Source organism: Klebsiella sp. RIT-PI-d, assembly GCF_001187865.1.
Classification (GTDB): domain Bacteria; phylum Pseudomonadota; class Gammaproteobacteria; order Enterobacterales; family Enterobacteriaceae; genus Superficieibacter.
On record NZ_LGIT01000009.1, the window covers coordinates 1,763,441 to 1,787,620 of the forward strand.

General features: G+C 54.0%; 14 protein-coding genes. 9 read left to right on the forward strand and 5 right to left on the reverse strand.

What is annotated here, in order from left to right; all coding sequences use genetic code 11:
• Positions 1-6 precede the first annotated feature (6 nt).
• Positions 7-1,146 (reverse strand): polysaccharide export protein, encoded by a 1,140-nt coding sequence (locus AC791_RS14725; RefSeq protein WP_049841157.1) that lies wholly within the window; start codon positions 1,144-1,146, stop codon positions 7-9.
• A gap of 674 nt (positions 1,147-1,820) precedes the next feature.
• Here AC791_RS14725 and AC791_RS14730 point away from each other — a divergent pair.
• Positions 1,821-3,404 (forward strand): TerC family protein, encoded by a 1,584-nt coding sequence (locus AC791_RS14730; RefSeq protein WP_049841158.1) that lies wholly within the window; start codon positions 1,821-1,823, stop codon positions 3,402-3,404.
• A 68-nt stretch (positions 3,405-3,472) separates the two neighbouring features.
• On the opposite strand, the gene asmA is transcribed toward AC791_RS14730, so the two are convergent.
• From asmA to udk, 3 genes are all read right to left on the reverse strand, one after another.
• On the reverse strand, positions 3,473-5,320 hold the full coding sequence (asmA, locus tag AC791_RS14735) for an outer membrane assembly protein AsmA (RefSeq protein ID WP_049841159.1): 1,848 nt from the start codon (positions 5,318-5,320) through the stop codon (positions 3,473-3,475).
• A gap of 26 nt (positions 5,321-5,346) precedes the next feature.
• Positions 5,347-5,928: a dCTP deaminase gene (gene dcd / locus AC791_RS14740; RefSeq protein WP_049841160.1), complete on the reverse strand. Its 582-nt coding sequence runs from the start codon at positions 5,926-5,928 to the stop codon at positions 5,347-5,349.
• Positions 5,929-6,017: 89 nt separating this feature from the next.
• Positions 6,018-6,659 (reverse strand): uridine kinase, encoded by a 642-nt coding sequence (udk, locus tag AC791_RS14745; RefSeq protein WP_049841161.1) that lies wholly within the window; start codon positions 6,657-6,659, stop codon positions 6,018-6,020.
• A gap of 339 nt (positions 6,660-6,998) precedes the next feature.
• Here udk and AC791_RS14750 point away from each other — a divergent pair, with 339 nt between their 5' ends.
• On the forward strand, positions 6,999-10,328 hold the full coding sequence (locus AC791_RS14750) for a diguanylate cyclase (RefSeq protein ID WP_049841648.1): 3,330 nt from the start codon (positions 6,999-7,001) through the stop codon (positions 10,326-10,328).
• Here AC791_RS14750 and alkA read toward each other — a convergent pair.
• On the reverse strand, positions 10,321-11,172 hold the full coding sequence (alkA, locus tag AC791_RS14755; RefSeq protein WP_049841162.1) for a DNA-3-methyladenine glycosylase 2: 852 nt from the start codon (positions 11,170-11,172) through the stop codon (positions 10,321-10,323). The two genes, AC791_RS14750 and alkA, sit on opposite strands and share 8 nt — an antisense overlap.
• Before the next feature lie 410 nt (positions 11,173-11,582).
• On the opposite strand from alkA, the gene AC791_RS14760 reads away from it, so the two are divergent.
• From AC791_RS14760 to mdtC, 7 genes are all read left to right on the forward strand, one after another.
• Positions 11,583-12,749, forward strand: coding sequence for an MBOAT family O-acyltransferase (locus tag AC791_RS14760; RefSeq protein WP_339374365.1), 1,167 nt, complete (start codon positions 11,583-11,585; stop codon positions 12,747-12,749).
• Positions 12,736-13,791, forward strand: a complete 1,056-nt coding sequence (locus AC791_RS14765) for a DUF459 domain-containing protein (protein ID WP_049841164.1) — start codon at positions 12,736-12,738, stop codon at positions 13,789-13,791. The genes AC791_RS14760 and AC791_RS14765 overlap by 14 nt, the downstream gene beginning before the upstream one ends.
• Positions 13,778-14,995 carry an SGNH/GDSL hydrolase family protein gene (locus AC791_RS14770; RefSeq protein WP_049841165.1) on the forward strand — a complete coding sequence of 406 codons (1,218 nt, stop codon included), beginning with the start codon at positions 13,778-13,780 and terminating at the stop codon, positions 14,993-14,995. The genes AC791_RS14765 and AC791_RS14770 overlap by 14 nt, the downstream gene beginning before the upstream one ends.
• Before the next feature lie 86 nt (positions 14,996-15,081).
• Entirely contained in the window at positions 15,082-16,434 is a 1,353-nt protein-coding gene (gene yegD / locus AC791_RS14775; protein WP_049841166.1) for a molecular chaperone, read from the forward strand.
• A 319-nt stretch (positions 16,435-16,753) separates the two neighbouring features.
• Entirely contained in the window at positions 16,754-17,980 is a 1,227-nt protein-coding gene (locus AC791_RS14780; protein ID WP_049841167.1) for an MdtA/MuxA family multidrug efflux RND transporter periplasmic adaptor subunit, read from the forward strand.
• Complete coding sequence (locus AC791_RS14785; protein ID WP_049841168.1) at positions 17,980-21,102, forward strand: MdtB/MuxB family multidrug efflux RND transporter permease subunit; 3,123 nt, start codon at positions 17,980-17,982, stop codon at positions 21,100-21,102. The genes AC791_RS14780 and AC791_RS14785 overlap by 1 nt, the downstream gene beginning before the upstream one ends.
• Complete coding sequence (gene mdtC / locus AC791_RS14790) at positions 21,103-24,180, forward strand: multidrug efflux RND transporter permease subunit MdtC (RefSeq protein ID WP_049841169.1); 3,078 nt, start codon at positions 21,103-21,105, stop codon at positions 24,178-24,180.

The following is a 24,180-nucleotide window of genomic DNA, read 5'->3' on the forward strand; positions in this document are numbered from 1 at the left end:
CGCGCATTACCAGTTATGAAGGTCGGTGGCCGTATCGGTCATGTAGCGCACGCCACTGATCGTTGGCAGCAACTGACTGACCAGACGGTTCCAGCGGGCAACCGGTGCGGTCGTGACATACACCACGTCATACGGCTGGAGACGAAAATTAGTGGCCATCACCAGCGAAGTGGCGTCTGACATATTGAGCTGGTAAATATTGGCAATCTTGCCCCGCGCCGCGCCCTCGCCTTTCAGCAGACGGATAACAAAAATACCGCTGGCGTTGGACGTCGTCAGGTCAAGACCTTCCGCCTGGCCCAGCGCTTCGGTCAGCGTCATTCCGCTAAAGTCCATCTTCAGCGTGCTCTGCTTTTTCACTTCACCCATCACGAACACTTTCAAATCGTCATTGCGTGGCACAAACAGAATGTCGCCAGGGTAAAGCAGCCGGTTCTGACTCAGATCGCCGTTTTGCATCAGCGCCTGTAGAGAAATGCGTTGTTCCTTTCCTTTGTGGGTCAGAATAACGTTGCGCCAGTCGGCAGAATCCGTCAGGCCGCCTGCGGTATTGATGGCATCCAGAATGGTCAGCGGCACGTTAGTAATGGCCTGCTGGCCGGATTTATTCACCTGGCCGGAGATATACGCTTTTTGCGAACGGAATGCGGCAATATTGACGTCAACCTGCGGGTCGGTAATGTAGCTTGCCAGCCGTCCGGTTATATCGTTGCGCACCTCAGCAAGGGTTTTACCGCCAACGTGGATCCGGCCAACATAGGGGTAAAAAATCGTGCCGTCAGGCTGGACCCAGTTGCCGGTATCACTGGAGCTACGATACTGACCTGCCGGGGTGGTGAGTTCAGGGTGATCCCAGACGGTGACGTTGAGCACGTCGCCCGGCCCGATGCGATATTGATAATTGCTTAGCTCCTGATCCAGCGACATATTGGGCTGCGCCACGGAAGGACGCGGCCGTAATTGCTCAATAAGTCGGGGCGTCAGCGGATAAACATTCACCATCCGATCAAGATCGAAATCAGCGTCTTGTTGTTTAACCACGTCTTTGCCCAGCGTTGACATATTACTCCCGGGAAAGACCGTACAACCGCTTAGTAGAATTGCAGACACCAATAACGGCATCAATTTTAGTTTGGGTTTCATCATTGATTAGTTATCACTTTGGCAGAGTAATTATCCTGTGCGATTTAAATAAACAGGGATTGAGAGAAAAAGAATGCCGGGAAACATAAAAAAGTTAACTGGCATATATCCGAAAAAAAAGTTTATTCATCCGCCGGCTATTGACAGAATTCCGGGGGGTTAACTGACAGGTCTTTCAGCACGCTACCGCCCCTGGCTTTCAGTTACCAATTCACTGTCGAATCATTAATTTACAGGCACCACTCCGCATAAACAGCAGTCGGGGAGAATTATTTATGGCACAGCAAAACAGCAGATTAAACGTTGCGGTAATAATCTTTTAATATGACCAAAAATCATTCTCATTGTTTATGCGCAGAGGATTGTTACAGCTAACCTAAATACTGGCAAGGCGCTTATCCTGACCCCCTTAGTTTTTAAGAATAATATTAATCCCTAACTTTTGAAGTTTTAGGATTTTATTGATATTGACAATATTAGGTCAATTAGAATTAAATTATCTCACATGGATAAAGTCTGAAAATAAATTATGCTATTGCAAATAAAAATTAAGTGATATTTCGTACAGTTATTGAGTTGTCACCAGGATAAATCGCAGCAATTTATTGCATTTTGCCGTCGCTTTATCCATGATCAAATATTGACAAATGTCATGCTACTTAAGGTATTGCTTCAATATGGAATGGATTGCCGATCCTTCAATCTGGGCGGGTCTGTTAACGCTGGTGGTCATCGAGCTGGTACTGGGTATCGATAACCTGGTCTTTATTGCTATCCTGGCCGATAAACTTCCCCCCGAAGAGCGCGACCGCGCCAGAGTGACGGGGCTGCTGATGGCCATGATCATGCGCCTTGCGCTGCTTGCCTCTATCTCCTGGTTAGTCACCTTAACTGCGCCGCTATTTACGATCCGCAGTTTCAGTTTTAGCGCCCGCGATCTGATTATGCTGGTGGGGGGGCTATTTCTGCTGTTTAAGGCAACCGTTGAATTAAACGAGCGGCTGGAAGGCAAAGACAGTGAAAACCCGACCCAACGACGCGGGGCTAAATTTTGGGCGGTGGTGGCGCAAATCGTCATTCTGGATGCGGTTTTCTCGCTGGATTCGGTGATCACGGCGGTCGGCATGGTCGATCATCTGGCGGTAATGATGGCGGCGGTTATTATCGCCATTACCGTCATGCTGCTGGCCAGTAAAGCGCTGACCCGCTTTGTGAATAATCACCCGACCGTGGTGGTGCTGTGTCTGAGCTTCCTGCTGATGATTGGCTTCAGTCTGATCGCCGACGGTTTTGGTTATCATATTCCAAAAGGCTATCTGTATGCCGCGATTGGTTTCTCAGTGCTGATTGAATCGCTTAACCAGCTGGCCAATTTTAATCGTCGTCGCTTTCTGTCAGCGAATCACACGCTGCGCCAGCGCACCACGGAAGCCGTAATGCGTTTGTTAAGCGGCAGGAAAGAGGATGCCGAGCTGGATGCGCAAACCTCCTCGCTGCTTGCCGATCATGATAACCGGCAGATTTTTAATCCGCAGGAGCGGTTGATGATTGAACGGGTGCTGAATCTTAACCAGCGTACGGTCAGCAGCATTATGACCTCGCGGCACGATATTGAGCATATCGATCTCAGCGCCCCGGAAGAAGAAGTACGCGCGCTGCTTGATAAGAATCAGCACACTCGCCTGGTGATCACCGGCGGCGATGCAGAAGAGGATTTGCTGGGAGTGGTACATATTCTCGATCTGCTTCAGCAGTCGCTGCATGGCGAAGCGTTAAACCTGCGCGCCCTGATCCGTCAGCCGCTGGTGTTTCCCGAAGGGCTTCCTCTGCTCTCTGCGCTGGAGCAGTTCCGTAATGCGCGCACCCACTTTGCCTTCGTAGTGGATGAGTTTGGCTCGGTTGAAGGGGTGGTCACCCTCAGCGACGTAATGGAAACCATTGCCGGGAATTTACCAAATGAAGTGGAAGAGATCGACGCCCGTCATGATATCCAGAAAGATGCCGACGGTGGCTGGACGGCCAACGGCCATATGCCGCTGGAAGATTTGGTTCAGTATGTCCCTCTGCCGCTGGACGATCGTCGTGAGTATCACACCATTGCTGGCCTGTTGATGGAGTATTTGCAGCGCGTACCGAAAGCCGGTGAGGAAGTGGTGGTGGATGGCTATACGTTGAAAACGCTTCAGGTCGAAAGCCACCGGGTGCAGAAGGTTAAAATCATTCCGCCAGCCGACGAGGATTTAGCGGACGACGAAGTGTAATGCACCAGGGGCAGAGCACGACTATCCATGCTCTGCCCCTCACTCCTGTCCGGCAATAACGTAACGCGCTACCTGTTATCCAGCAGCTTTTTCACATCCTGCGCATCGCGGCTGTCTTTATTACGCTCGATCCAGTCATTGATCCGTCGTTTCGCTTCATCCTGAAGATGTTTACGCAACGCCTGATCGATTTGCAGGTTGTAATTAAGCGCCTGCCATTTGCCGTAAACGCGCAGCGGAATGGCGGTGTTTTTCAGAAGGGCAATCAGTTCAGGATTGCCTTTCCAGCCGTCAATAACGCGAATATTAAATAGTACATCGCCCTCCTCCTGAAGCAGGTCCAGCGTCCCCTGGCCGTCAAGCAACAACAGCGGTGAGCGCCCGGTGATACTGTCCAGATTTACCTTACCATTATTGAATGTCATGGTGCTGGCCAGTAAATCAAGACGCGTGGCGCTCTCGTAGTCTTCCTGAGCCTGCACATTGGTACTGCGTGCCACCGCCTGCTGCACCAGCTGCTGAAAGTTAAGCCCTTCACCGCGAGCGTCGGTAATACTGATCTGAGCCTTGCCCTGCCATTCCCGGCGAAACGTAGCAGCATCGATTTTACTGCCGGAAAATTCGCCGCTCAGGCGGGTTTTACCGGTCAGGGCAACAGGGTAATCAAATGCTTTTAGCAGCGTGCTGATTTCAATATTTTCAAGCTGTGGCCTGAACGCGGCCACAGGAACGGCTTTACGCGCATCCAGCGAACCGGGGAGCGAAATATGTCCGCTTCCCAGATTACCCTGCAACTCATTAAATTTAAGCAGTCCGCCCTGATTAGTCATCTGCGTGCTCACCTGAGAAAAGGGCATTCCGCGCCACTGTAGCTGTTTGGCTTTTAGCACCAGTTGCGCATCGAACCCGGCCAGATCGCGGTAATCCGCCTCGTCACCGCTCGATGCTATCACCGGGCGCGGCGGATTTTTCTGGCTTTGTCCCTGTTGATCGACGTGCGCTGCGGTTGTCGCATCGCTGCGTAACAGCAGATTATCAAGGTTGAGGTTATCGAACTGGAGATTAAGCCACCACTGCGGCCGATCGCCCAGCACCACGCTCCCTTCACCGCGCAGAACGCTGTCGCTGGCGGTGAGGTTAAGCTGGCTAAAGGCAATTTTTTTCTCTTCTTCCTGCCACTGGGCGCGTAGCGTACCCTGCCCGCCGATGCCCTGCGCAGGTAAATCGGCTCCCTGGAGCTTCCAGTTGAGCTGATTGAAAGTGGCGGTAAGCAGATGCGGATAGTCGCCAGCATCGACCTGGGCCTGCAACGACAGCGCTAAATCACGTTGATTGCGGGTAATATTGCCTGAGAAATCAACATCAGCCTGGTGATATTGATTTTGGGTCATTTTGAGACGAATGTTGCGGATCGTGACCTGCTCATCGCTGTCATGCTGAAACACCAGTACGCTGTCGGCCACTTGCAGACCGGCGATGTCAAAAGACCAGCCGCGATCTTCAGCCACCTGCGGCAGCGAATTAACCCGTGGCGCAACCGGTGCATTGTTGTCATGCACGGCTTCAGTTTGTGGTGTTAGCTGAATCACTGAGCCTTTCAGCATCACCTGTTTAACCTGTAACTGATGTGAAAGCAGCGGCATCAGCGCCACATCAAGGCGCATGTTATCAGCGGCAATCAACGGCTGACTGGCTCCGGGAGCCGTCAGCGTCATTCTGCCGGAGATGATGCTCAGCTGTGGCCAGACGTGCCAGCGTAGCGGGCCATCCAGTTTAAGCTGATAGCCACTACGCTCAGCAACCTGACGCACCATATAGGCGCGGAAGTCGTTCGGATTCACCAGCATCACTAACGCAGAGAGACCGGCAACCAGTACCACCAGCAGGATCATCAGCGTCGTCAGAATTCGTCTCATGGCTTCCTCAGTTACACCGCGTTAACTCAGTCTTTATCAATACGACTGGCGACAGCACCCTGCTGATCGCGATATTTCGCATCTTCACGGCGGTTATAGGGACGCGCTGCAGGACCGGAAAGCGGTTCAAAGCTTAATGCGCCAATCAACATTCCCGGACGCAGTGCCAGCGGCAGCTTACCGGAATTATAGAATTCAAGCACAATACATCCTGACCAGCCGGGATCGATGCGGTGCGCCGTAACGTGCACCATCAGCCCCAGACGCGCCAGCGATGAACGTCCGTCGAGCCAGCCCACCAGATCGGCAGGTAGCGTTACCGACTCCAGCGTCACTGCCAGCGCCAGTTCACCGGGATGCAAATAAAAGGCGTCGCCTTCTGCCAGGGCAATTTCATCGCTCATCACGCGATCAAGCGCCGCGCTGACCTCCGCTTTCGGCCCGCTTAAATCGATAAACGCAGCGGTGTGTCCGCTGAATGTGCGAAATTTATTGCCCAGACGCACATCCACCGTCGCGCCACTGATCCGCTCCACCGGTGGACGGGGATTAATCGACAGACGGCCTGCATCCAGCCAGGCTTCAATATCTCGGTCACACAAACGCATGCGCTTTCTCCTTTCGTGCAGCGTGCCCTCACGCCATTGAGCATAAGGGATTAACAGAAACTCTCTGCACGTTACACAATTCGCGGGATTTATTCAAAAAACTGACTAATTTTGGCTTTCAGAATATCAATGGCAATCCGGTTCTTACCGCCGCGCGGCACAATGATGTCAGCATACTGTTTCGACGGATCGATAAACTGCAGAAACATTGGACGAACCGTTTTTTGATACTGCGCCATTACCGAATCCATTGAGCGTCCACGTTCGTTAACATCACGCTTGATGCGGCGCATCAGGCAGATGTCCAGCGGGGTATCGACAAAAATCGAAAAGTTCATCGCCTCACGCAGGCGAGCATCCGTCAGCAGTAAAATGCCTTCCAGAATAATCACTTTCTTTGGCTCGACATGAATCGTTTCTGGCAGGCGGGTATGCTCAACGTAGCTATACACCGGTAATTCGATAGCCGTTCCGCGCTTTAAGTCCTGTAAATGCTGGAACAGCAGGCTGTGATCCATTGCACTGGGATGGTCATAGTTGGTCTTGATACGTTCTTCCATGAGCAGATGGCTTTGATCTTTGTAGTAACTGTCTTCTGGAATAACGCCGATATGCTCATCGCCGACTTGTTCACGCAATTCGCGGTATAACGTGCTGGCAATGAGACTTTTACCTGATGCGGATGCGCCTGCGATGCCTATGATGACGCACTGATGAGACTTATCAGTCATAAATTTAGCGACCTGATTAACCTGGATGTAAGGGAGGGCGACGCCGAAGCGCCAAACGCGGCAATTATAGGGATTTGTGCGTGATGATACCAGTCGAATACACGTAATGGTTTAAGACCCGGCTTAATGGCCAATGACGTACCCTTAGTCAAATTTTTATGCTTAATTATGAGGCAGTTTCGTCTTTTTTTAACCAGACTCATTAATTAATATCTTTATGATGTCAAATTATGAGCAGGTACCATAGGAATTGTAAATTGTTTGTACTAGCATAATCCCAATTTGACATCTTAACGTCCGGGCTTGCTCCTGGAGCAGAGCCTGGCGGATAGAATGGTAATGAAGAAACCGTACCAGCGAGTATTAATCACTCCGACGCATCCATTGATGCGTTTTATCAGCCTGGGGCTGTTAACCTTCATTTTTACGCTCTTCTCGCTTGAGTTGACCCGTTTTGGCACGCTTATCGCACCGCTGTGGTTTCCAACGGCAATCATGATGGTGGCATTTTACCGCCATGCCGGTAAAGTCTGGCCGGGCATCGCCATTGCCTGCTCGCTTGGCAGCATCGGCGCATCGCTCATCGTCAATCCGCTACACACGCTGAACCTGTGGTACACCTGCATCAACATCGTTGAAGCCGTCATTGGCGCACTGCTGCTGCGAAAATTGCTTCCACAATATAACCCGTTGAAAGGCCTTGGTGACTGGATTCGGCTGGCTGTCGGCAGTGCGATTATTCCGCCGCTGGTGGGTGGCTTGCTGATCCTGCCGCTGGCCAACGGCGGCCCTACGCTACAAATCGTTCTTGTCTGGACGCTGTCCGAGGCAATTGCCGCGCTGGCGCTGGTGCCGCTGGGCTTACTGTATAAACCGCATTATTTGCTGCGCCACCGGGAACCGCGAATGCTGGTGGAGACGCTGGTCACCCTGGCGGCAACGCTGGCGCTTAGTGCAGGGGCAATGCTGTATCTGCCGTGGCCATTCACCTGCATTATTGTGCTGCTCATGTGGAGCGCAGTACGTTTACCGCGCATGGAAGCATTTCTGGTTTTCCTGCTGACCATCATGCTGGTCTCCATGATCATGGCGACTAACCCGCGCGATTTAACGGCAACGCACATTTCTGCGATGACCAATGCGCCATGGCTGCCTTTCCTGATGATGCTACTTCCGGCAAATATTATGACCATGGTGATGTATGCTTTTCGCGCCGAGCGTAAGCACATTACTGAAAGCGAAGAGCGTTTTCGCAATGCAATGGAGTATTCCGCCATCGGTATGGCGCTGGTCGGCACCGAGGGACAGTGGCTCCAGGTTAACAAAGCTCTGTGCCGTTTTCTCGGCTATAGCCAGGAAGAGCTGCGCAACCTCACCTTTCAGCAACTGACCTGGCCGGAAGATCTTAATTCCGATCTCGATCAGCTGAATATGCTGGTGCGCGGCGAAATTAACAGCTACTCACTGGAAAAACGCTATTACAACCGTAAAGGTGAAGTGGTATGGGCGTTACTGGCGGTATCGCTGGTGCGGCATGCAGACGGTACGCCGCTCTATTTTATCTCGCAAATAGAAGACATTACCGATCTTAAACATACCGAATGGGTGAATAAGCGCCTGATGGAGCGCATTACGCTTGCTAATGAAGCCGGCGGTATCGGCATCTGGGAATGGGAACTGGAACCCGACGTGATTAGCTGGGATCAGCGTATGTTTGAGTTGTATGAGATCCCCCCGCACACCAAACCCACCTGGCAGCTGTGGTATCAAAGTTTACTCCCGGAAGATCGCGACAGCGCTTCAACAACGGTGCGTGATGCGCTACACAGCCGCGCGCCCTTTAAGCTCGAATTTCGTATTCAGGTGAAAGAAGGCGTACGCCATATCCGTTCTCTGGCCAGCAGGGTGTTGAACAACCAGGGCGAAGTAGAACGTCTGCTGGGGGTCAACATGGATATGACCGAGGTTAAACAGCTTAATGAAGCGCTATATCAGGAAAAAGAGCGTCTGCATATTACGCTCGATTCCATCGGTGAGGCCGTCGTCTGCATCGATGACAATATGCACGTGAGCTTTATGAATCCGGTTGCCGAGAAAATGAGCGGCTGGACGCAGGAGCAGGCTATGGGCCAGCCGCTGCTTCAGGTCTTACACATCACTTTTGGTGATGAGGGTCCGCTGATGGAGAATATTCATAGCGGAGATATGTCCCGCTCAGCCATTGAGCAGGATCTGGTATTAAAATGCCGTAACGGCGGCAGTTACGATATTCACTACAGTATCACTCCACTCAGTACCCTCGATGGGCAAACCATTGGATCGGTGCTGGTCATTCAGGATGTGACCGAATCGCGTAAAATGCTGCGGCAGCTCAGCTACAGCGCTTCCCACGATGCGCTGACCCACCTGGCAAACCGGGTCAGTTTTGAAAGCCATCTGAAACGCCTGCTGCAAACGGTTCATGAGACGCATCAGCGTCACGCGCTGGTGTTTATCGATCTCGATCGCTTTAAGGCAGTCAATGATACTGCGGGGCATGCAGCGGGCGACGCGCTCCTGCGCGAACTGTCCTCACTGATGCTCAGTATGCTGCGGACCAGCGACATTCTGGCGCGTCTTGGCGGCGATGAATTTGGCCTGCTGCTGCCGGATTGCAATATTGAGAGCGCCCGCTATATTGCCGGAAGAATTATTGAAGCGATCAATGACTATCACTTTATGTGGGAAGGTCGACTGCATCGTATCGGGGCCAGTGCGGGCATTACCCTCGTCGATGAGACCAACGATCAGGCATCTGAGGTGATGTCGCAGGCCGATATCGCCTGTTATGCGTCCAAAAATCATGGTCGGGGCATTGTCACCGTTTATGAAGCGCAACAGGAGCGGGCTCACGGCGCACGCAGTATGATGGCGCTGGAAGAGCAGTGGACGATGATCAAAGACAATGCGCTGATGATCATGGCCCGCAGCGTGGCCTCCCCGCGTATACCGGAGACCAGCCATTTCTGGCTGCTGTCGCTGCGGTTATGGACCAGCGAAGGTGAAATGATTGAAGAACAGGCATTTCGCGCCGGACTCTCCGACCCGGAGTTACTCCACGCCCTGGATCGGCGGATATTTACTGAATTCTTTGCTCATCATGCGCAGGCCGTTGCCGCCAAAGGGTTAGGCATCACCCTGCCTCTGTCGACGGCTGGCCTGACCAGTATGACGCTGGTGGACGAGCTGCTGGAAACCCTCGCGCAAAGCGCCCTGCCAGCACGCCTGCTCCACCTGATTATTCATTCCGAAGCGATTATGCGTAATGGGCATCAGATCAATGAAGGATTGCGCAAATTACGCCAGGCGGGCTGCAAGATTATTCTTAGCCATATTAATCAGGATCTTGAACTGTTTAATCATCTTACGCCGTCAGTGGCAGATTATATTTTGCTCGATCCTGAACTGGTCGCAAATGTGCAGACTAATTTGCTGGATGAGATGATGGTAACGATTGTCCAGGGACATGCGCACCGTCTTGGAATGCGCACTATCGCCGGACCCACTAACACCCCACTGATGATGGATACGCTTTCAGGTATTGGTATCGACCTGATTTATGGCGATACCATTGCGCAAACTCAGCCGCTGGATCTGCTGCTTAATACCAGCTATTTCGCTATCAATTAACCGGTTCCGGCTGCCAGTCTTTGGTAAACCAGATGTGCAGTACCGCATAGGAGCGCCAGGGCTGCCAGCGTTCTGCATAGCGGCGAATTTGCGCAGGCGTCATGCCGGTAAAGCGCTGTTTGATGGCGTAATCATCCGGCAGAAAAATATCGGTTGCCTGCCAGCCGTGCAGGGCAAAATAGTTTGCCGTCCAGCGGCCAATTCCCGGATACGTTTGGAGCATTTTAACCCCCAGCGCCACATCCGCCGGCGCACGCAGCGGAAATTCCCCGGCATGTGCCACCTGCGCCAGATGAATAATTGCCTGCGCCCGTTTTAACGACATTCCCAGCGACCTTAAACGTTGCGGATCGGCTGCGGCCAGAACCTCTGGCCCCGGAAACGTGTAATATTCCGGCGCCTCCGCCAGCGGCTCACCGTAGGCAGTCACCACGTTTCCGGTGAGCTTTGCCGCCATCGCCACGCTCACCAGCTGACCAAGAATGGCCCGAATGCCCTGTTCAAACGCATCAACCGATCCCGGCAGGCGCAATCCAGGTCTGGCACTGGCCAGCGGACCCAGCGCGCGGGCAATACAGTGCGGATCGCAATTAAGGTCCAGCAGCCGTTCAATGCGCTGTAGACACTCGTCGGCCACCGGCATTAGCCCGTCGGTCAGTTCAACCTTCAGCGTATGGTTTTGCTCTACAGGTGTCAGGGTAAGCAGGCCGCGATACCCGTCAACAACCATGCTGCGGGTAAAACTGTTGCCACTGAATGTCTCGATGCCGTCAACGGCGCGCGCCCGCAAAAAAGAGAACATCCACGTCCAGTCGTAGGGCGGCTGCCAGTGCAGGGTGAACATATTATCTTCCTCATTGTGGCGTGATAGTTATAATTATAAATATATATTTAAACAAAAATTATTCATTACAAATATATAATAAATTTTCTTCCATTCAACCGTTGCATCCGGTCAGGCCCGCAGCGTATATTCCTGCGCCCTTACCATGATTTAGCAGGGATGGCTAAATAATGAATATATTGTCGCTGACTTTCTGTTATTTCTTCTTGTTATTCTTTTTGCTGTACTGGCTGCTGACCGCCTGGCCTCGACTGCAAAATGGCCTTTTACTTATTACCAGCTATGCTTTTATTGCCTGCTTTTCAGTTAGCTCGGCTGCCACCTTATTAATATATAGTTTATTGATATATATCATCAGTATATTTATTCATAAAACAAATTATCACAGGGTCGGGTATACGCTGCTCATCATGCTCATTCTGGCCTTTTTTATCACCTTTAAATACTATCCGGCTACGCGTGAAAATCTGCAACTTAGCTTCTATCAGGCGAACATCAATGTTGATTTGCCGCTGATTGATATTATTGTCCCGCTCGGGCTTTCATTTTATATTTTTCACTCGGTCAGCTATATCGTTTCGATTGCTAAAAAGGAGTTGCTACCCGCAGGCCTGGTCAATGTGTTGCTGTATATCAGCTTCTTCCCGAGCGTTGTTTGCGGCCCAATCAACCGCGCCAGCCACTTTCTGCCGCAAATCGAGCGGGAAACACCGCGTAAGTTGAGCAGTATTCGCAGGCCGCTGTGCTTACTGGCGCTGGCCATCGCGAAGTTATTTTTGTGCGGCGCCTGGCTTGCCGAACGCTATGTTAATGCGGTATTTGACTCGCCGGAAAATGCCACGCCACTGCAACTGCTCGTGGCGATATATGCGTATGCATGGCAGATTTACTTTAACTTTTCTGGCTATACCAATCTGGTTACTGCGCTGGCCGCCCTGCTCGGTTTTACACTGCCGGTTAACTTTAACGCTCCCTACGGCGCCCAAAACTTACAGATATTCTGGGCGCGCTGGCATATTAGCTTATCGTTGTTTATTCGCGATTATATTTATATCCCACTGGGTGGCAATCGACGCGGTTTTTTACGCAAGAATATCAATTTGCTGATAGCAATGATCCTCTCCGGCCTGTGGCACGGGACCGGATTTAATTTCGTTCTTTGGGGCGCGATCCATGGCCTCGGGCTGGTGGGCTTAAATTATAAAAATCGCCTTTATCCGGCACGGCGCAGGGGTCCGCTAATAACGCTGGCCTCGCGCCTGCTGACCTTTCACTTTATCTGCTTTGCATGGATATTTTTTCGCGCGACGGATTTCTCAACGGCCTGTGCCATCCTCACGGGCCTCAACCATCTCTCCTTTTCTTCACTAGCATCAGCACCAGAAATATCAGCCCTTAGCGTTTTTTTAATCTTCTTTATTGTGTATCCGCAGTTCAATACCTTGAGAATAAAACTCGGTGCGCTGGCCTGCCGAATCCCCTGGTTCTGGTTTCCGGTCCCGCTGGCGCTGTTCTTAACTACGGTGTTCTTTTTCTCACCTGCGGGTCTGCCGGAGTTTATCTATGCAAACTTTTGATAATATTTCGCAGTTTTATAAAGTCTATAAATTTGTCTATATCATGCTCTTCAGCACGCTATTGACCGTCTGGCTTAATCAGCGCTCACTGACGCTTTACTGGCAACAGGAGTTTCACGAGGATGCCCCGTGGAGCGTGGTCAGGCAGCCGGCATGGCTGGAGGGCGGCAAGATTTTGGCTGCCTTTAATGCCAGCAAAAACGCCTTCACAGATGCGCTGGACGACACCCCCGACGCGGCCATTTCGCCGCCGCTGCCGCTGCTGGTTGCCGCGCGTATTGTTTCCGCCACTATTGAGACAGCGGTACCGCCGGTCGCCGCCGCACAACTCGTCCCGGCTGCGTTCGCCCCTGAGCACGACAAAGACCACATCGTGTTAACCGCGCAGGGTAAAGTCTTTTTTGCCGGAGATTCGATGATGCAGGGTGTCGCCCCCCACATCATGCTGGCGCTGAATAAACAATATGGCATCCAAAGCATCAATAAAAGTAAACAGAGCACTGGTCTGACGCTGCCTGGTTTTTTTAACTGGCCGCGCACCATCAGCGAAACGCTGCACGATAATGCAGATATTGAACTGCTGGTGATGTTTTTAGGTCCCAACGATCCGTGGTCCATGAAACCGGATGGCGGCGGACAATATCTCAAATTCAAAACCCCGGAATGGGAACAGCTGTACCGCAGTCGTATCAATACTATCCTGCAAAGCGCGCAGCAAAAGCATATTCCCGTGTTATGGATAGGCCCGCCCAATATGCGCAAGAAAGCGCTCTCCGAAGGGGTTGCCTGGCTTGCTACCCTCTACTCTTCAGCCGTTTCCGACGCCGGGCAATATTATCTTTCGGCCAATGACATTCTGGGTTATCAGGGTGACACCTATTCTGATTATCAGGAAAAGGACGGGCGCAAACTTAAGCTCCGCAGCGGTGACGGCATTCACTTTACTCCCTATGCGCAAAAACTGATTGCCGCCAGAGTGCTTTCGATGATTGTCGTTGAAGGCGCAGAAGCAAAAAAGGAAAACTCCGTTGAACAACCCTAAAATTTTACGGCTTTATCGACCACTGATCCTGCTGTTAAGCCTGCTGCTCATGCTTTCATGTAAAGACGTCGCGAATCAAAACACCCTGAAACCGGCAAAACCGGCGCATAAAACGGCGAGCCGAAACCCGTTAGCTTCCTTCGGTAATAAAAGTCTTCATCGCCTGGCTGATAAGCTGCTGGTCAATAAACAGAGCGTGCACATTCTGCAACTTGGCGACTCGCATACTGCGGCTGATATTTTTACCGGCCAACTGCGACTGCGCTTTCAGCAACGCTTTGGCGACGGTGGCCCCGGAATGGTCAGCCCGATGACCGTAGCCGGTCAGCGCAGCAACGTAGTCAGTTTCAGCAGGCCGGGCAAATTCTGGCAGCTTTATTCAACGCGGACAGATGCGCGCCAGGATTTTCCATTTACCGGGCTGATTGCCCAGCCGTTACAGAGTCCAGCGCCGGTGAGCCTGAACATGAAAGATGACAATAGCGGGCATTATCGTATTCGCGCACTGTATAAATCCTCCGCAATCAGTGCGCTGTCACTGACACACAACGGCGTTATGGTACTGCCAGACACACAGGATCGCTGGCAGTTCTCCGACGCCAGACAGATCACGTTTCCCCTGAATGTTACATTCAGGGGTCAGAAGCAGCTTCAACTGGGCGGCTGGTTCATCTCCTCCCTGCGCCCGGGCGTGATTTTCTCTGCAACAGGGATTAACGGAGCCACGCTTTCGGCATGGAAAAAATGGCAATCTGACTGGCTCGTCCCTCTGGCAGCGCTAAAACCCGATATGGTAATCATGGCCTACGGCACTAACGAAGCATTTAATGACCAGCTCGACCCCGATCTCTACCGGCATCAGCTGGAAGAACGGCTCATTCAGATCCGCGAGGCTATGCCCGATACCGCGATCCTGCTCATTAGCCCGCCTGACAGTATAAAAAATAAAGCGCAATCTGCGTGTAGCACGCGTGAGCCGGTGAGTCTGATGAAAGTGATACAGATCCAGAAAGAGGTTGCCGAACAGCAACAGATCCTTTTCTGGGACTGGCGCGCATATATGGGTGGCGCATGTTCAATGGAGCGCTGGTCTGCGGAAGATAAGGCCCGGCCTGATATGATACATCTCTCCGCTGCAGGATATAAAAAGAGCGCCGATGCCCTTTTCGGGCAACTGATTACGCTACTTAAGCAGGCGCAATAAAGCGCTGACCCGCACCGCCGGGCTTGCAGCTGTGCTGACATTTCGCTAAAGTCGCCCCCCTTCTTCACCGGCATGGGGATTTACGCGTGTTTATCGGATTTGACTACGGTACGGCAAACTGTTCGGTGGCTGTGATGCGCGAGGGTGCGCCACAGCTGCTGACAATGGAAAATGGCAGTACTCTTCTCCCCTCGATGCTTAGCGCACCCACGCGTGAAGCGGTCAGCGAGTGGCTTTACCGTCATCATGATGTTCCGGCGACGCCGGGTGAAACGCAGGCGCTGCTGCGCCGCGCCATGAATTATAATCGCGATGAAGATATTGATGTCCTGCCGGGCAGTGTTCAATTCGGCCTGGCCTCATTGCATCAGTACGTTGACGACCCACAAGAAGTTTACTTCGTTAAATCGCCCAAATCCTTCCTCGGTGCCAGCGGACTGAAACCTCAGCAGATCGCCCTGTTTGAAGATCTGGTCTGCTCAATGATGCTGCATATTCGCAAGCAGGCTGAAAGCCAGCTGAGCGAAACCATAACTCAGGCCGTTATTGGTCGGCCAATCAACTTCCAGGGGTTAGGCGGCGATGACGCTAATACCCAGGCCCAGGGCATTCTTGAGCGTGCGGCTCACCGCGCAGGGTTTCAGGATGTTGTGTTCCAGTATGAGCCGGTCGCAGCAGGTCTGGATTTTGAAGCCACCCTGCAAGAAGAGAAACGCGTGCTGGTAGTCGATATCGGCGGCGGGACTACCGACTGCTCGCTGCTGCTGATGGGGCCACAATGGCGTCATCGACGCGATCGTGATGGCAGCCTGCTGGGGCATAGCGGCTGTCGCATTGGCGGCAACGATCTGGATATTGCGCTGGCATTTAAAAGCCTGATGCCGCTGCTGGGGCTGGGCGGTGAGACCGAAAAAGGCATCGCCCTGCCGATCCTGCCGTGGTGGAACGCGGTGGCGATTAACGATGTTCCGGCACAGAGTGATTTCTACAGCAGCGCCAATGGTCGTATGCTTAACGATCTGGTGCGTGATGCCCGCGACGGCGATAAAGTTGCGCTGTTGCTGAAAGTCTGGAAACAGCGCCTGAGCTATCGTCTGGTACGCAGTGCCGAAGAACACAAAATTGCCCTCTCGCAAAGTGCGCACACGCTGGCGACGCTGCCTTTTATCAGCGACGATCTGGCCACCGCCATTACCCGCCAGGAGCTGGAAACGGCGCTCAGTCAGCCGCTCGCCCGCATACTGGAGCAGGTGCATCTGGCGCTGGACAATGCCCAGGAGAAACCGGACGTTATTTATCTGACCGGCGGCAGCGCCCGCTCTCCGCTGATCAAAAAAGCGCTTGCCGGGTATTTACCGGGAATTCCGGTTGCCGGCGGCGATGATTTCGGTTCGGTAACAGCAGGGCTGGCACGCTGGGCAGAGGTGATGTTCAGGTAAAGAACTTACCCGGTGACCTGCCTCGACGGGTGATTTACCTGGGCCGCAATAGGTCTGGCGGCGCTACGCTTGTACAGGCCTATAAATGACGAATACTATTCAGTCTTCGCAAGCCGGGTAAGGCGAAGCCGCCACCCGGCAAAACGGCAGCCACTCTTGCAGCGTCAGGTGCCTGTTTTACCGCCAGAAAAGGGTTTCATACTTCCCCGCATTCAGACTATTCCTTCTTATCTTTCATAGTTCCTCCATTTTTGCAGGTCGCTGCCTGACTAAACTAGTATTATTCCGCGACCCGCTTCAGGATGAGACGTTTATAACAATGAAAGGCAGTAACAAAGCCCGCTGGGCAACAGCGCTAATCGTGATCCTTGCGGCCATTGCCGCCCTCTGGTTGTGGCATAGCCGCGCGCCATCCGAAACGCCCTCTGCGGCACGTACTGCGCCAGCCGGCGGTGGACGTCACGCGCAGCTGGCCCCGGTACAGGCCGCGACGGCGACCAGCGAGTCGGTTCCGCGCTATCTTTCCGGACTGGGTACGATTACTGCCGCCAACACGGTGACGGTACGTAGCCGGGTGGACGGGCAGTTACTGGCAATCCATTTTAAAGAAGGCCAGCAGGTCAAAGCAGGCGATTTACTGGCGGAGATCGATCCCAGCGCTTTTAACGTGGCGCTGGCACAGGCTCAGGGCCAACTGGCCAAAGATCGGGCCACGCTTGCCAACGCCCGGCGCGACCTGGCGCGCTACCAACAGCTGGTGAAAACCAATGTTATTTCGCGTCAGGAGATGGATGCGCAGCAGGCGCTGGTCAGTGAAACAGAGGGCACGCTGAAGGCGGATGAAGCCAGCGTCGCCAGCGCACAGCTTCAGGTGACATGGAGCAAGATCACCGCGCCGGTTGACGGACGCGCAGGCCTTAAACAGGTCGATATTGGTAATCAAATCTCCAGCGGCGATACCACAGGGATCGTCGTCCTGACGCAAACCCATCCTATTGATCTGGTGTTTACCCTGCCCGAAGGCAATATTGCCACCATTGTCCAGGCGCAGAAGTCCGGGAAAACGCTGCCGGTGGAAGCGTGGGATCGCACCAATAAGCAGAAACTGAGCAGCGGAACGTTACTTAGCCTCGACAACCAAATTGATGCCACCACCGGGACCATTAAACTTAAAGCGCGTTTTGACAACCAGGATGATGCGCTGTTTCCCAACCAGTTTGTTAACGCCCGTCTGCTGGTCGATACTCAGCAAGATGCCGTGGTGATCCCCACCGCCGCACTGCAAATGGGTAACGAAGGTAACTTTGTCTGGGTGGTGAATGCAGAAAATAAAGTCAGCAAGCACACCGTAGTACCCGGTATTCAGGATAGCCTGAAAGTGGTGATTACTGACGGGCTGTCAGCCGGTGACCGGGTCGTCACCGACGGTATTGATCGCCTGACAGAGGGGGCGAAGGTTGAGGTCGTTGAAGCTCAGGGCGCGCCCGCTGCGGCCGCTGAAAAACCCACCAGCCGCGAGTACGGTAAAAAAGGAGTACGCTCCTGATGCAGGTGTCACCTCCCCGTGCCAGTGGCGGTCCTTCCCGTCTTTTTATTCTGCGCCCGGTCGCCACAACGCTGTTGATGGTGGCGATCATGATTGCCGGGATCATCGGCTATCGCTTTTTGCCAGTTTCCGCTCTGCCGGAAGTGGATTATCCCACCATTCAGGTGGTGACACTCTATCCCGGGGCCAGCCCGGATGTGGTGACATCAGCCATTACCGCCCCGCTTGAGCGTCAGTTTGGTCAAATGTCGGGCCTTAAACAGATGTCTTCGCAAAGCTCCGGCGGCGCATCGGTAGTAACGCTTCAGTTCCAGCTGACTCTGCCGCTGGACGTTGCCGAGCAGGAAGTGCAGGCGGCGATCAATGCCGCTACCAATTTGCTGCCGGACGATTTACCTAACCCGCCGGTCTACAGCAAAGTCAACCCGGCAGACCCGCCGATCATGACCCTTGCAGTAACCTCTTCTGCCCTGCCGATGACCCAGGTCGAAGATATGGTTGAAACGCGGGTGGCGCAGAAAATATCCCAGGTGTCAGGCGTCGGCCTGGTGACGCTGGCGGGCGGTCAGCGCCCGGCCGTTCGCGTCAAGCTTAACGCCCAGGCCATTGCCGCGCTGGGTCTGACCAGCGAAACCGTGCGCACCGCCATTACCAGCGCGAACGTCAACTCAGCTAAAGGCAGTCTTGATGGCCCAACCCGGGCAATCACGCTCTCCGCTAACGATCAAATGCAAAATGCGGAAGATTATCGTCGCCTGATTATTGCTTATCAGAATGGCGCGGCGATCCGTCTTGGCGATGTGGCGACCATCGAACAGGGGGCGGAAAATAGCTGGCTTGGCGCGTGGGCAAATAAAGAGCAGGCGATTGTGATGAACGTCCAGCGTCAGCCGGGAGCCAATATTATCGACACTGCGGGCAGCATTCGACAGATGCTGCCGCAGCTGACCGAAAGTCTGCCTAAATCCGTGCAGGTAAACGTGCTCTCGGATCGCACCACCAATATCAGCGCCTCCGTTAGCGATACCCAGTTTGAGCTGATGCTGGCAATTGCGCTGGTGGTAATGATTATTTATCTGTTCCTGCGCAACGTCCCGGCGACGATCATTCCCGGCGTGGCAGTGCCGCTGTCGCTGGTCGGCACCTTCGCGGTAATGGTGTTTCTCGACTTCTCGATTAACAACCTGACGCTGATGGCGCTGACTATCGCCACCGGCTTTGTGGTTGATGATGCGATTGTGGTTATCGAGAATATCTCCCGCTACATCGAGAAAGGCGAAAAACCGATGGCCGCGGCGTTAAAAGGTGCGGGTGAGATTGGCTTTACCATTATTTCCCTGACCTTCTCGCTAATTGCGGTGCTGATCCCGCTGCTGTTTATGGGCGATATCGTTGGACGCCTGTTCCGTGAATTTGCCGTAACCCTGGCGGTGGCCATCCTTATTTCGGCCGTTGTGTCGTTGACGCTCACCCCCATGATGTGCGCGCGAATGCTAAGCGCAGAGTCTCTGCGTAAGCAGAATCGTTTCTCACGCGCCAGCGAGCGCTTTTTTGAACGGGTGATTGCCGCTTACGGTCGTGGCTTAACAAAAGTACTGAATCATCCGTGGCTGACGCTGAGCGTGGCGCTCACCACGCTGGTGCTGTCGGTGCTGCTGTGGGTTTTTATTCCTAAAGGTTTCTTTCCGATCCAGGATAACGGCATTATTCAGGGCACGCTCCAGGCACCACAGTCGGCATCATTCGCCAGCATGGCGCAGCGCCAGCGGCAGGTCGCCGATGCCATCCTGCAGGATCCGGCAGTAGAGAGCTTAACCACCTTTGTTGGCGTTGACGGCACTAATCCGTCGCTTAACAGCGCGCGTCTGCAAATTAACCTGAAGCCGCTGGAGGATCGCGATGACCGGGTGCAAACCGTCATTAGCCGCCTACAGCAGGCGGCAGGCCGTGTGCCGGGCGCTGAACTCTATTTGCAACCGACCCAGGATCTCACCATTGATACGACCGTCAGTCGCACCCAGTATCAGTTCACGTTACAGGCAACGTCGCTGGATGCGCTAAGCCACTGGGTACCGCTGCTGATGACGCGTCTCCAGTCGCAGCCGGCGCTGGCCGATGTCAGCAGCGACTGGCAGGATAAAGGCCTGGTGGCATACGTGAATGTGGATCGCGATAGCGCCAGCCGCCTCGGCATTAGTATGGCTGATATCGATAATGCGCTGTATAACGCATTTGGTCAGCGCCTGATCTCGACAATTTACACCCAGGCGAATCAGTATCGGGTGGTGCTGGAGCACAATACCGACAACACGCCGGGGCTGGCGGCACTGGACGGTATCCGCCTCACCAGCAGCGACGGCGGCATGGTGCCGCTGAATTCGATTGCCAGGGTTGAACAACGTTTTGCGCCACTGTCGATTAATCACCTCGATCAGTTTCCGGTGACTACCATCTCGTTTAATGTGGCGTCTGGTCATTCACTGGGCGATGCGGTTGAGGCGATTACCGCTGCGGAGCAAGAACTGAGCCTGCCTGCGGATATCACTACCCAGTTTCAGGGCAGCACCCTGGCGTTCCAGTCGGCGCTGGGCAGTACGGTATGGCTGATTGTAGCTGCGGTGGTGGCCATGTACATCGTACTTGGCGTGCTGTATGAAAGCTTTATTCATCCCATCACGATCCTCTCAACCCTCCCGACAGCAGGCGTCGGCGCGCTCCTGTCGCTGTGGCTGGCGGGTAGCGAGCTGGATATCATCGCCATTATCGGCATCATACTGCTGATCGGCATTGTGAAAAAGAATGCGATCATGATGATTGACTTCGCGCTGGCCGCCGAGCGTGAACAGGGCATGACCCCGCGCGACGCCATTTATCAGGCCTGTCTGCTGCGCTTCAGGCCGATTCTGATGACCACCCTGGCGGCGCTGCTCGGGGCGCTGCCATTAATGCTCAGTACCGGAGTCGGCGCTGAATTGCGACGTCCGCTAGGGATTGGGATGGTCGGCGGCCTGCTGGTCAGTCAGGTGCTGACGCTGTTTACCACGCCGGTCATTTACCTGCTGTTTGATCGTCTCTCACTCTGGTTGCGCAGTCGGCTCCCGCAGCGTAATGAGGAGGCGTAGGTGAAGTTTTTCGCGCTTTTCATTCATCGTCCGGTAGCCACATTCTTAATTTCGCTGGCGATTACGCTGTGCGGCGTACTGGGCTTTCGCCTGCTGCCCGTCGCCCCGCTGCCGCAGGTCGATTTTCCGGTCATTATGATCAGCGCCTCGCTACCGGGCGCGTCGCCGGAAACAATGGCCTCATCGGTGGCAACGCCGCTCGAACGCTCGCTGGGCCGCATTGCCGGCGTCAGCGAAATGACCTCCAGCAGTTCACTTGGCAGCACGCGCATTATTCTGGAGTTCAATTTCGATCGCGATATTAACGGCGCGGCGCGTGATGTACAGGCGGCAATTAATGCGGCGCAAAGCCTGCTGCCGAGCGGGATGCCGAGCCGTCCGACCTATCGCAAAGCTAATCCGTCCGATGCGCCAATTATGATCCTGACGCTTACCTCGGATACCTATTCCCAGGGCGAGCTCTATGACTTTGCCTCAACGCAGCTGGCGCAGACTATTGCGCAAATTGACGGCGTTGGCGATGTCGATGTCGGCGGTAGCTCCCTGCCCGCGGTACGCGTCGGGTTAAATCCGCAGGCGCTGTTCAACCAGGGCGTATCGCTGGATGATGTTAGCAACGCCATCAGCAGCGCCAACGTCCGTCGCCCCCAGGGCGCGATAGAAGACGGCAGCCGCCGCTGGCAAATTCAGACCAATGATGAACTGAAAACCGCCGCCGAATACCAGCCGGTGATTGTGCATTACAACAATGGCGCGGCAGTGCGCCTGAGCGACGTCGCTACGGTTACGGATTCGGTACAGGATGTCCGCAACGCCGGGATGACCAATGCTAAACCGGCGATCCTGTTAATGATCCGCAAGCTGCCGGAAGCCAACATTATTCAGACTGTCGACAGCATCCGCGCCCGCTTACCTGAATTACAGAAGACCATCCCGGCGGCAATTGATCTGCAAATTGCCCAGGACCGCTCTCCAACCATCCGCGCCTCGCTGGAAGAAGTGGAACAGACGCTGATCATCTCCGTGGCGCTGGTGATCCTCGTCGTGTTCCTGTTCCTGCGCTCCGGGCGCGCCACGCTGATCCCGGCGGTGGCCGTGCCGGTGTCGCTGATTGGCACCTTTGCCGCCATGTATCTGTGCGGCTTTAGCCTCAATAACCTGTCGCTGATGGCGTTAACCATTGCTACCGGCTTTGTGGTTGATGACGCCATTGTGGTGCTGGAAAATATCTCCCGTCACCTGGAAGCGGGCATGAGACCGCTTCAGGCTGCGCTACAGGGTACCCGCGAAGTCGGTTTTACGGTGTTGTCGATGAGCCTTTCGCTGGTAGCGGTTTTCCTGCCGCTGCTGCTAATGGGCGGTTTACCGGGCCGACTGCTGCGCGAGTTTGCGGTAACGCTATCGGTCGCCATCGGTATTTCACTGGTGGTTTCTCTCACCCTGACGCCCATGATGTGCGGTCTGATGCTTAAGCGCAGCCAGCCGCATCAGCCAACCCGCACCAGAGGGTTTAGCCGGATGCTGATCGCGCTGCAACAGGGTTACGGTAAATCACTTAAATGGGTGCTTCATCACGCCCGCCTGACGGGACTGGTTCTGCTTGCCACCATGGCGCTTAACGTCTGGCTGTATATTGCGATCCCAAAAACCTTCTTCCCGGAGCAGGATACCGGCGTCTTAATGGGCGGTATCCAGGCGGATCAAAGCATTTCGTTTCAGGCGATGCGCGGCAAGCTTCAGGATTTCATGAAGATTATTCGTGACGATCCGGCTGTTGATAACGTCACCGGCTTTACCGGCGGTTCGCGGGTGAACAGCGGAATGATGTTTATTGCCCTAAAAGACCGCAGTGAACGTGCAGAAACCGCACAGCAGATTATCGATCGCCTGCGTAAAAAACTGGCTAATGAGCCGGGAGCCAGCCTGTTCCTGATGGCCGTCCAGGACATTCGCGTCGGCGGACGTCAGTCTAATGCCAGCTATCAGTATACGCTGCTCTCCGATGACCTGAGCGCCCTGCGCGAGTGGGAGCCGAAAATCCGGAAGACCCTTGCGGCCCTGCCGGAGCTGGCGGATGTTAACTCCGATCAGCAGGACAATGGCGCGGAGATGAACCTCGTTTACGATCGGGAAAGTATGTCGCGGCTGGGTATCAGCGTTCAGGCGGCCAATAGCCTGTTAAATAACGCCTTCGGTCAGCGGCAAATTTCGACTATTTATCAGCCGCTCAATCAGTACAAAGTGGTGATGGAAGTCGATCCGATTTATACCCAGGATATTAGCGCGCTGGACAAGATGTATGTGATTAACAACGACGGCAACGCTATTCCGCTGTCGTATTTTGCCAAATGGCAGCCGGCGAATGCGCCGCTGTCGGTTAATCACCAGGGCCTGTCAGCGGCCTCTACGGTCTCTTTTAACTTGCCGACCGGGAAATCGCTGTCGGAGGCCAGCGCGGCCATTGACCGGGCAATGACTCAGCTTGGCGTACCGTCCAGCGTACGCGGCAGCTTTGCCGGTACCGCACAGGTATTTCAGGAGACGATGAACTCACAGTTGATCCTGATCCTGGCCGCTATCGCCACGGTCTATATCGTGCTGGGTATTTTATACGAGAGCTACGTTCATCCGCTAACGATCCTGTCGACGCTGCCCTCGGCAGGCGTCGGTGCGCTGCTGGCGCTGGAAGCATTCGATGCCCCGTTCAGCCTAATTGCCCTGATTGGCATTATGCTATTAATTGGCATTGTGAAGAAAAACGCCATCATGATGGTTGATTTTGCCCTTGAGGCGCAGCGCAACGGTAACTTGCCGCCGGAAGAGGCTATTTTCCAGGCCTGCCTGCTGCGTTTTCGCCCGATCATGATGACTACCCTGGCGGCACTTTTTGGTGCGCTTCCGCTGGTGCTGTCCGGCGGCGACGGGTCAGAACTGCGCCAGCCGCTCGGGATAACCATCGTTGGCGGCCTGGCGATGAGTCAGATCCTGACGCTGTACACCACCCCGGTGGTCTACCTGTTCTTTGACCGCCTGCGGTTACGTTTTTCGCGGAAAACCCGACAACCGGTAATCGAGTAA

Excerpts from the sequence above, each read along its gene's own strand:
- AC791_RS14765 (WP_049841164.1), top strand. The coding sequence starts at position 12,736 with ATGCAAACTTTTGATAATATTTCGCAGTTTTATAAAGTCTATAAATTT.
- udk (WP_049841161.1), bottom strand. The coding sequence starts at position 6,659 with ATGACTGATAAGTCTCATCAGTGCGTCATCATAGGCATCGCAGGCGCA.
- AC791_RS14725 (WP_049841157.1), bottom strand. The coding sequence starts at position 1,146 with ATGATGAAACCCAAACTAAAATTGATGCCGTTATTGGTGTCTGCAATT.
- dcd (WP_049841160.1), bottom strand. The coding sequence starts at position 5,928 with ATGCGTTTGTGTGACCGAGATATTGAAGCCTGGCTGGATGCAGGCCGT.
- asmA (WP_049841159.1), bottom strand. The coding sequence starts at position 5,320 with ATGAGACGAATTCTGACGACGCTGATGATCCTGCTGGTGGTACTGGTT.
- AC791_RS14780 (WP_049841167.1), top strand. The coding sequence starts at position 16,754 with ATGAAAGGCAGTAACAAAGCCCGCTGGGCAACAGCGCTAATCGTGATC.
- AC791_RS14730 (WP_049841158.1), top strand. The coding sequence starts at position 1,821 with ATGGAATGGATTGCCGATCCTTCAATCTGGGCGGGTCTGTTAACGCTG.
- AC791_RS14760 (WP_339374365.1), top strand. The coding sequence starts at position 11,583 with ATGCTCATTCTGGCCTTTTTTATCACCTTTAAATACTATCCGGCTACG.
- AC791_RS14750 (WP_049841648.1), top strand. The coding sequence starts at position 6,999 with ATGAAGAAACCGTACCAGCGAGTATTAATCACTCCGACGCATCCATTG.
- alkA (WP_049841162.1), bottom strand. The coding sequence starts at position 11,172 with ATGTTCACCCTGCACTGGCAGCCGCCCTACGACTGGACGTGGATGTTC.
- AC791_RS14785 (WP_049841168.1), top strand. The coding sequence starts at position 17,980 with ATGCAGGTGTCACCTCCCCGTGCCAGTGGCGGTCCTTCCCGTCTTTTT.